Consider the following 9431-nt stretch of genomic DNA (forward strand, 5'->3'; position numbering starts at 1 on the left):
AAACAGGGTCCCGCCATCGGCCTGCTGCAACTTGCCACGCATGCCTTCCTTGCGCGCGCCGGTGAAGCTGCCGCCGCGATAGCCGAACAATTCGCTCTCGATCAGGCTTTCAGGAATGGCCGCACAGTTAAGGGCGACGAAGGCTTTTTCCGCCCGTTGACTGGCCTGATGCACGGCTTTGGCGAACGCCTCTTTGCCGGAACCGGTTTCACCATTGATCAGCAGCGGAACATCGCGCTCGAATACCCGCAGCGACTTGCGAAAATCCTCCTGCAAGGCGCTATCACCGATGCAGATGCCCGACAGCCGTGGACGCTCGGCAATCGTTGGGCTTTGCACGACGGGCACGGGAATGCTGCGCGGCTGCCCACGCAACACGGCAAACAGACTGCGGCCGTCGCGGGTGCGAAGTGGCCAACTGGCACTGGCACTCACACTGGCGCGACCGAGCAACTCATCCAGCGAACAGTCGAAAAACGCGTCCACCGGTTTGCCCAGCAAGCCACCGCGAATATGCCCCAGCAAGTTCAGTGCACTTTGGTTGACCGCGCAGATCCGCCCTTCCCCGTCGAACGCCAGCAGCCCTTCGCTGAACAACCCGACGGACTCGGCCTGCAAGTGAAAACGCAGCAACCATTGATTGTCGAAGCAACGCAGGAAATAACAGCTCTCAATCATCTTCGCCGACAGATTGACCAGGGCCATGGTGTGGAACTGGCTCTGGCGCGATACATCGTGGCGCGCCGAGGACACGTCGAGCACCGCCAGCAGTTCGCCGTGCGGGTCGAACACCGGGCTCGCCGAGCAGGTCAGGCCGGTGTGGCGTCCGCGAAAGTGTTCGTCCTGATGAATGGTCAGCGACTGACGCTCCACCAGGCAGGTGCCGATGCCGTTGGTGCCTTCGCAGGCTTCGCTCCAGTCCGCGCCGAGCCAGAGGCCGGCACGCTCGAAAATCTTCCGTTCGGCGGGTGCGGTGACGCAATTGAGGATCACACCCCGGGCATCCGTCAGCAGCACCGCGTGGCCGGCGCCGGAGAGCTGTTGGTGGAGGCTGGACATTTCATTGCCGGCGATGTGCAGCACTTGCTGCAAACGCTCGCGGCTTTCCAGCACGCGGCCATGTTCCAACACGGTGGGCGCCATGGTCAGGGCTGGGTCGAGGTGATAGTCCTCAAGACAACGCAGCCAGGAGCGGGCGATGGACGGATCGCTGCCGGGGCCGTGCAGGTGCGATTTGCCCTGAGTCACGGTCAAGACTTGCTGGGCATGGCGACTCAAATGGTTGTCGTGCATTTCTTATTATTCTCCCCGCAAGGTCTGGCTCGCCCCCGTGTAGCAGCTGCCGAAGCTGCGTCCGGCTGCGAAGCAGTCGTAAAATCTGTGTCCCGTATGCATGGCCGAAAACGAGGCGAGCGCTGCGCACTCGAACGCAGCCTTCGGCAGCTGCTACATGGAGCGCGAGTCCGAGCATCCTCCAGCCTAGCGTGCATTGCAATGCTGGCAAGACCGGTCAGTCACGGGCTGTGTCACAAGCGGTACAAAGTGTCACGCCAACTGTACCGAAACCGTCACAGGTGCCGCCCGCCGGTCCGACAAAAACCACGCAAGGCCTTGATTTGCCTGACCTGCAAGGCAGTGGCCCGACCTTTGCTCTACGCTTATACAGGCGCACATGCGCTCTCCCTTATAAGCACAAAAGCCAAGGAGAATCCCACCATGCGTTACGCTCACCCCGGTACTGAAGGCGCTATCGTTTCGTTCAAGAGCAAATACGGTAACTACATCGGCGGCGAGTTCGTCGCGCCTGTCAAAGGTCAGTACTTCACCAATACCTCGCCAGTGAATGGCCAACCGATTGCCGAATTCCCGCGCTCCACCGCCGAAGACATCGACAAGGCCCTGGACGCTGCCCACGCCGCTGCCGATGCCTGGGGCGCCACGTCCGCCCAGGCGCGCTCGCTGGTGCTGCTGAAAATCGCCGACCGCATCGAGCAGAACCTGGAACTGCTGGCAATCACCGAATCCTGGGACAACGGCAAAGCCGTTCGCGAAACCCTCAACGCCGACATCCCGCTGGCGGCCGACCATTTCCGCTACTTCGCCGGTTGCATCCGCGCCCAGGAAGGCAGCGCTGCCGAGATCGACGGCAACACCGTCGCCTATCACATCCACGAGCCACTGGGCGTGGTCGGGCAGATCATCCCGTGGAACTTCCCGATCCTGATGGCCGCGTGGAAACTTGCCCCGGCGCTGGCCGCCGGTAACTGCGTGGTCCTCAAGCCCGCCGAGCAAACCCCGCTGGGCATTACCGTACTGGTCGAGCTGATTGGCGACCTGCTGCCACCCGGCGTGCTGAACATCGTGCAAGGCTTCGGCAAAGAAGCCGGCGAAGCGTTGGCCACGAGCAAACGCATCGCCAAAATCGCCTTCACCGGCTCGACCCCGGTCGGCTCGCACATCATGAAATGCGCCGCCGAAAACATCATTCCGTCCACCGTGGAGCTGGGTGGCAAATCGCCGAACATCTTCTTCGAAGACATCATGAAGGCCGAACCGTCCTTCATCGAAAAAGCCGCCGAAGGCCTGGTGCTCGCATTCTTCAACCAGGGCGAAGTCTGCACCTGCCCGTCCCGCGCGCTGGTGCAAGAGTCGATCTACGACGAATTCATGCAAGTGGTGATGAAGAAGGTTCTGCAAATCAAACGTGGCGACCCGCTGGACACCGACACCATGGTCGGCGCCCAGGCGTCCGAACAGCAATTCGACAAAATCCTTTCGTACCTGGAAATCGCCAAGGGCGAAGGCGCCGAGCTGCTCACCGGCGGCAAGGTAGAAAAACTCGAGGGCAGCCTGGCGACCGGGTATTACATCCAGCCGACCCTGCTCAAGGGCACCAACAAAATGCGCGTGTTCCAGGAAGAAATCTTCGGCCCGGTGGTGAGCATCACCACCTTCAAGGACGAAGCTGAAGCCCTGGCCATCGCCAACGACACCGAGTTCGGCCTGGGTGCCGGCCTCTGGACCCGCGACATCAACCGCGCCTATCGCATGGGCCGCGCCATCAAGGCCGGCCGTGTGTGGACCAACTGCTACCACCTGTACCCGGCGCACGCCGCGTTCGGCGGTTACAAAAAGTCCGGCGTCGGCCGTGAAACCCACAAGATGATGCTCGATCACTATCAGCAGACCAARAACCTGCTGGTSAGCTACGACATCAATCCGTTGGGSTTCTTCTGATCGAACCTCCCGGCGACTTCGGTCGCCGGGAGGTGCTTGTTCCGGCAAGACTCTTTTTTGTGCAATGCATTCGGCCCCCGTCGGCGGCCGGATGCACGGTTGCACGCAAAAAATCGCAAAGCCCCCCCACGCCTTTGGTGAACACAGCGTCCGCGCTGAAAAACAACAATAAGAAAGGAATCCGCAATGGATCAGATCGGCAACTACGTGCTCTATCTCATCATGTTCTGCGCCGTACTCGGCGCCTTCGCGGCGATCTACAACAGCGACGAGGGACTTGGCAAAGAATTCATGGAAGGCATCCACGCCACGGGGCACATCTTCGTGCCGGCGGCGGGGATCATGGCGTCCATCCCCTACCTGACCGTGGTCATCGAAAAAGCTTTCGGCCCGTTCTTCAGCTCCCTGGGCGCAGACCCGGCGCTGGCGGCGACCATGATCATCGCCTCGGACATGGGCGGCTATCACCTGGCCTCGGCCCTGGCGGCCAGCAAAGAAGCACTGGTCATGGCGCTGATCACCGGGTTCATGGGCGGCGCGACCATCGTGTTCTCGATCCCGATGGGCCTGGCGATGCTCGACAAGCGCGACCACAAATACATGGCCCTGGGCATCATGTCAGGCATCCTGACCATCCCTCTGGGCGTGCTGATTGCCAGTGTCATCCTCGCGTTCAGCAACCCGCTGGTACGGGACCTGGTGTCGACCAACGGCGAAGCCACCTATCAATTGGCCCTGGGCCTGGGCAGCATCTTCGCCAACCTGCTGCCGATCCTGATCTTCGTCGTGGCCCTGGCCTTGGGCCTGCGCTTTTTGCCCGACCTGATGATCAAGGGCTTCATCATCTTCGGTCGTACCCTGGACGCGGCGATCAAGCTGGTGCTGGTGTTCTCCATCGTCGAGTACTTCACCGGCGTGTTCACCCTGGTATTCGGCAGCTGGGGGTTCCACCCGATCATCGCCGACGCCGAGGACCAGACCCGCGCCCTGGAAACCGCCGGCTACATCGGCATCATGCTGGCCGGCGCCTTCCCGATGGTCTACCTGCTGCGCAAATACCTGGGCAAACCGCTGGAAAGCCTGGGCAGCAAGATCGGCCTGAGCGCCGTTGGCAGTGCCGGCATGCTGGCCACTATCGCCAACATCCTGGCCATGTTCCGCCTGGTGCGCTTCATGCCGCCAAAAGACAAAGTGATCAACATTGCCTTTGGCGTGTGCGCGGCCTTCCTGCTGGGCGACCACCTGTCCTTCACCGCCAACTTCCAGCCCACCATCATTCTGCCGGTGCTGATTGGCAAGATAAGTGCAGGTTTCATTGCTGTGGGCCTGGCGTATTGGCTGTCGGTGCCCAAGGCCTTGCAACTGGAGGCCGAGGACCGCGCCGCCGGGATCATCGCCAAGGGCGAATACCTGGGCCTGCCGCTGCCGGAAACCCTGCACCCCGACGGTACCAAGGCAATGGCCTGAGTCCGCTGCATTGAAGTGCGCTGCCCGCACCGAGCGTGGCATGCTCAGCCACGGCCGGCCCCGGGCAGCGCACTGTCCTATTTGAAACGGAGACTGAGATGGCAAGTTTTTCCCATAGCGTGGGCGCCCAGGCCTACCGCTTCGACGACCTCAAGGACGTCATGGCCAAAGCCAGCCCGGCACGCTCCGGGGACTTCCTGGCTGGTGTCGCCGCGCAAAACGACGGCGAGCGGGTGGCGGCGCAAATGGCCCTGGCGGACATCCCGCTCAAGCACTTCCTGCAAGAAGCGCTGATCCCCTACGAGACCGATGAAGTCACCCGGCTGATCATCGACACCCACGACGCCAAAGCTTTTGCCACCGTCAGCCACCTGACCGTGGGCGGCTTTCGTGACTGGCTACTCAGCGACGCCGCCGATGAACAGACTCTGCGTGCGCTCGCCCCCGGCCTGACGCCGGAAATGGCAGCTGCCGTGTCGAAGATCATGCGCGTCCAGGACCTGGTACTGGTGGCGCAGAAAATCCGTGTGGTCACGAAGTTTCGCGGCACCATGGGATTGCGCGGCCGGCTATCCACCCGCCTGCAACCCAATCACCCCACCGATGAGCCCTCGGGCATCGCTGCGAGCATCCTGGACGGCCTGCTGTACGGAAACGGCGACGCGATGATCGGCATCAACCCGGCCACCGACAGCATCGCGTCGATCTGCGCGATGCTGGAAATGCTCGACGCGATCATCCAGCGCTACGAAATTCCGACCCAGGCCTGCGTGCTGACCCACGTCACTACGTCGATCGAGGCGATCAATCGCGGAGTTCCACTGGACTTGGTGTTTCAGTCGATTGCCGGCACCGAAGTGGCCAATGCCAGTTTCGGCATCAACCTGAATGTCCTGAAGGAAGGATATGACGCCGGTTTGAGCCTCAATCGCGGCACGCTGGGCCAGAACCTGATGTATTTCGAAACTGGTCAGGGCAGCGCGCTGTCGGCCAACGCCCACCACGGGATCGACCAACAGACCTGTGAAACCCGCGCCTACGCCGTGGCGCGTCATTTCAAGCCGTTCCTGGTGAACACGGTGGTCGGCTTCATCGGCCCGGAATACCTCTACAACGGCAAACAGATCATTCGCGCCGGTCTCGAAGACCACTTTTGCGGCAAGCTTTTGGGCGTGCCTATGGGCTGCGACATCTGTTACACCAACCACGCCGAAGCCGACCAGGACGACATGGACACCCTGCTGACCCTGCTGGGCGTGGCCGGCATCAACTTCATCATGGGCATCCCCGGTTCCGACGACATCATGCTCAACTACCAGACCACCTCGTTCCACGACGCCCTCTACGCCCGCCAGACGCTGGGCCTGAAACCGGCGCCGGAATTCGAACAGTGGCTGACCAAAATGGGCATCTTCACCCAGGCAGACGGAAAAATTCACTTCGGCGACAGCCTGCCCCCGGCCTTCCGCCAGGCGATGGCGCAATTGGGATGAGTGCTTTCATGGATAAACCACCCGTTGATCCACAGAACTCGTTGCTGGAATTGCGACGCTTGACACCGGCGCGAATTGCCTTGGGGCGCACGGGCACCAGCATGCCGACCAGCGCCCAACTGGATTTCCAGTACGCACACGCTCAGGCGCGGGATGCGGTGCATTTGCCGTTCGACCATGCGGGGCTCAGCTCACAACTGGCTGAACGCGGGCGTGCCAGTTTGCTGCTACACAGCGCCGCTTCGGATCGGAACAGTTATTTGCAACGCCCCGATTTGGGGCGAAAGTTGAGTGGTGAGTCGGCGCAGGCACTGCGCGATTACGCACTGGCCAATCCCGACGGTGTCGATCTGGCAATTGTCGTTGCCGATGGGTTGTCGGCGCTGGCCGTTCATCGCCATACCCTGCCTTTTCTGGCGCGGATGGAAGATCAGATTGTGAGTGACGGCTGGTCCGTCTCACCGGTCATTCTGGTGGAACAGGGTCGGGTCGCCGTAGCCGACGAAATCGGCGAATTGCTGGGTGCAAAAATGACGGTGATCCTGATCGGTGAACGCCCAGGACTTAGCTCCCCGGATAGCCTGGGTTTATATTTCACTTACAATCCAAAGATCGGCCTGACGGACGCCTATCGCAATTGCATCTCAAATGTGCGGCTCGAAGGACTGAGCTATGGCATGGCGGCACATCGATTGCTGTATTTGATGCGCGAGGCCTGTCGCAGACAGTTGTCAGGGGTCAATCTCAAGGACGAAGCGCAGCTTCAGACACTGGATTCAGACGCAGGAGCTGACATGAAACGCAACTTCCTGTTGGGTCAAAATGATGCCTGAACCGATTCTGCATTGCGTTTCTGCGCCGGTTTCAGGCAGGATCGACGAACGGCCGCCACGGGTTTCCCATCGCCGTCAATGCAGTAAGACAGCCACTTGAAGACGAGACCTAACATGCGGATTATTCAAGCGACCCTCGAACACCTGGACCTTCTGACGCCATTGTTCGTGAAATATCGTGAGTTTTATGGGTCCCTGCCTTACCCGGACTCGTCGCGTGCCTTCCTCGAAAAACGCCTGCGCCGCAAAGAATCGGTGATTTACCTGGCGCTGTCCGATGATGACAACAACAAACTGATGGGTTTCTGTCAGCTGTATCCAAGCTTTTCTTCGCTTTCGCTTAAACGCGTTTGGATCCTTAACGACATTTATGTCGCCGAAGATGCCCGTCGCCAATTGGTGGCCGACAACCTGATCCGCACCGCGAAGAAAATGGCCAAGGAAACCAATGCCGTACGCATGCGTGTTTCCACCAGCAACAACAACGAAGTCGCGCACAAAACCTATGAATCCATCGGGTTCAAGGAAGACACCGAGTTCAAGAACTACGTACTGCCGATCAGCGACAGTCTCTGACTCACACCGGCCCTCTGTGGGAGCGAGCAGGCTCGCTCCCACAAAAGCCCTGAATCAACCATCGGTCTACCGCGACACCCCCCTCTACAAACTGAACGCTCTTTTCACGCGTCAGCCCGTATAATCCCGATCTTTCCGACTTGTAAGAAAAACTACACCCCTATGTAGTCTTACGCGATGTCATCCGCACAGGCCTGCAGAGTCGGGCCGTCACCACAGGTGCCCCTATGGATTTCAACCCGATCGACATTATTCTGCATCTCGACGTTTACCTCGACATGCTGGTGACCAACTACGGGACCTGGATCTACGCCATTCTGTTTCTGGTGATTTTCTGTGAAACCGGCCTGGTGGTGATGCCGTTCTTGCCGGGTGACTCCCTGCTGTTCATCGCCGGTGCCGTTGCGGCCGGTGGTGGCATGGACCCCGTATTGCTGGGCGGCCTGTTGATGCTCGCGGCGATTCTGGGCGACAGCACCAACTACCTGATTGGTCGAACGGCAGGCGAAAAACTGTTCAGTAACCCGGACTCGAAGATCTTCCGGCGCGACTACCTGCAACAAACCCACGACTTTTATGACAAGCACGGTGGTAAAACCGTAACGCTGGCGCGCTTCATGCCGATCATCCGCACCTTTGCACCGTTCGTCGCCGGCGTCGGCAATATGCCTTACCCGCGTTTCTTTTTCTTCAGCGTTATCGGCACGATCCTTTGGGTCGGAGGCCTGGTGACCCTCGGTTACTTCTTCGGCAACGTACCGTTCATCAAGCAAAACCTGTCGCTGCTGGTGGTGGGTATCATCCTGCTGTCGCTGGTTCCGATGCTCATTGGCATGGTCCGCAGCCGCCTCGCCAACGCCGCGTCCAAACCCCAATCGCGCTGATCCGCGATGTGGTCGCTCAACGCCTGGCGCCGCCAGCGCACCCTGGCCAAGCACCCGATTGCCGACGACATGTGGCAGCGGGTGCGCCATCACCTGAGCTTTCTCGACGGCATCAGCGCCACTGAAGACCAGTGGTTGCGCGAAGCTTGCGTGTTGTTCCTTGAAGACAAACACCTGACTGCCCTGCCCGGGGTTGAACTGCATCAGGAGCAACGCCTGCTGCTGGCAGCGCAGGCGCAATTGCCACTGCTGAACCTGGGCGATTTGAACTGGTATCAGGGTTTCCACGAAATAATTCTCTACCCCGACGACTTCCTCAGCCCCCAACGCCATCGCGATGCCAGCGGCGTCGAACATGAGTGGGACGGCGAACACAGTGGCGAGGCGTGGCAGCAAGGCCCGATCATCCTCGCCTGGCCGGGCGTGATGGCCAGTGGTGGCTGGGAAGGCTACAACCTGGTCATCCACGAACTCGCCCACAAACTCGACATGCTCAATGGCGTTGCCAACGGCTTGCCGCCGCTGCACCCCGACATGCGGGTCAGCGACTGGGCCAAAGTGATGCAAGAGGCCTACGACGACCTCGACCGGCAACTGGAGCGCAACCCGGACGCCGAAACCGCGATAGATCCCTACGCCGCGGAAAACCCCGCCGAGTTTTTTGCCGTCACCAGCGAATACTTCTTCAGCGCCCCGGATTTACTGTTCGAGGCTTATCCGGGGGTCTATGAGCAGCTCAAGCTTTTCTACCGGCAGGATCCACTGAGCCGGTTACGGCAACTTCTGGCGGCAGACCCGGTCTATCAGGCACGCGACTAAAGTCTCTACGACCCTTGGTACGTAGCATCCACGGCGGAATATGCCTATAATCGCCGCCACTTTTTGGTCAATCCGGCCAAGTATCTTTGGTCAACTAACGGGGGCACCGCCCAATGAGCTAC

8 protein-coding genes are annotated in these 9431 nt (G+C 60.2%); 7 read left to right on the forward strand and 1 reads right to left on the reverse strand.

Annotation, left to right across the window (positions count from 1 at the left end):
• Positions 1–1293: sigma-54-dependent Fis family transcriptional regulator (locus AC1DSG_RS22565; RefSeq protein WP_477792864.1), on the reverse strand; the 1293-nt coding region annotated here is incomplete at its 3' end.
• 423 nt (positions 1294–1716) lie between these two features.
• On the opposite strand from AC1DSG_RS22565, the gene exaC reads away from it, so the two are divergent.
• From exaC to AC1DSG_RS22600, 7 genes are all read left to right on the forward strand, one after another.
• Positions 1717–3237, forward strand: a complete 1521-nt coding sequence (gene exaC, locus AC1DSG_RS22570; RefSeq protein ID WP_477792865.1) for an acetaldehyde dehydrogenase ExaC — start codon at positions 1717–1719, stop codon at positions 3235–3237.
• Positions 3238–3423: 186 nt separating this feature from the next.
• Positions 3424–4704, forward strand: a complete 1281-nt coding sequence (gene eutH, locus AC1DSG_RS22575) for an ethanolamine utilization protein EutH (protein WP_477792866.1) — start codon at positions 3424–3426, stop codon at positions 4702–4704.
• Positions 4705–4802: 98 nt separating this feature from the next.
• Positions 4803–6197 (forward strand): ethanolamine ammonia-lyase subunit EutB, encoded by a 1395-nt coding sequence (locus tag AC1DSG_RS22580; RefSeq protein WP_477792867.1) that lies wholly within the window; start codon positions 4803–4805, stop codon positions 6195–6197.
• A complete protein-coding gene (gene eutC / locus AC1DSG_RS22585; protein WP_477792868.1) occupies positions 6194–7030 on the forward strand; it encodes an ethanolamine ammonia-lyase subunit EutC in 837 nt (278 codons plus the stop codon). The genes AC1DSG_RS22580 and eutC overlap by 4 nt, the downstream gene beginning before the upstream one ends.
• 114 nt (positions 7031–7144) lie before the next feature.
• Positions 7145–7606 (forward strand): GNAT family N-acetyltransferase, encoded by a 462-nt coding sequence (locus AC1DSG_RS22590; RefSeq protein ID WP_477792869.1) that lies wholly within the window; start codon positions 7145–7147, stop codon positions 7604–7606.
• A 227-nt stretch (positions 7607–7833) separates the two neighbouring features.
• Positions 7834–8490: a DedA family protein gene (locus AC1DSG_RS22595; protein ID WP_477792870.1), complete on the forward strand. Its 657-nt coding sequence runs from the start codon at positions 7834–7836 to the stop codon at positions 8488–8490.
• A 6-nt stretch (positions 8491–8496) separates the two neighbouring features.
• A complete protein-coding gene (locus tag AC1DSG_RS22600; RefSeq protein WP_477792871.1) occupies positions 8497–9309 on the forward strand; it encodes a M90 family metallopeptidase in 813 nt (270 codons plus the stop codon).
• Positions 9310–9431 lie beyond the last annotated feature (122 nt).

The sequence above is a fragment of the Pseudomonas sp. P5_A12 genome (assembly GCF_056400685.1).

Bases quoted from the DNA above. Each gene is read 5' to 3' on its own strand.
- eutH (WP_477792866.1), top strand. From the start codon at position 3,424: ATGGATCAGATCGGCAACTACGTGCTCTATCTCATCATGTTCTGCGCC.
- AC1DSG_RS22580 (WP_477792867.1), top strand. From the start codon at position 4,803: ATGGCAAGTTTTTCCCATAGCGTGGGCGCCCAGGCCTACCGCTTCGAC.
- eutC (WP_477792868.1), top strand. From the start codon at position 6,194: ATGAGTGCTTTCATGGATAAACCACCCGTTGATCCACAGAACTCGTTG.
- AC1DSG_RS22590 (WP_477792869.1), top strand. From the start codon at position 7,145: ATGCGGATTATTCAAGCGACCCTCGAACACCTGGACCTTCTGACGCCA.
- AC1DSG_RS22595 (WP_477792870.1), top strand. From the start codon at position 7,834: ATGGATTTCAACCCGATCGACATTATTCTGCATCTCGACGTTTACCTC.
- AC1DSG_RS22600 (WP_477792871.1), top strand. From the start codon at position 8,497: ATGTGGTCGCTCAACGCCTGGCGCCGCCAGCGCACCCTGGCCAAGCAC.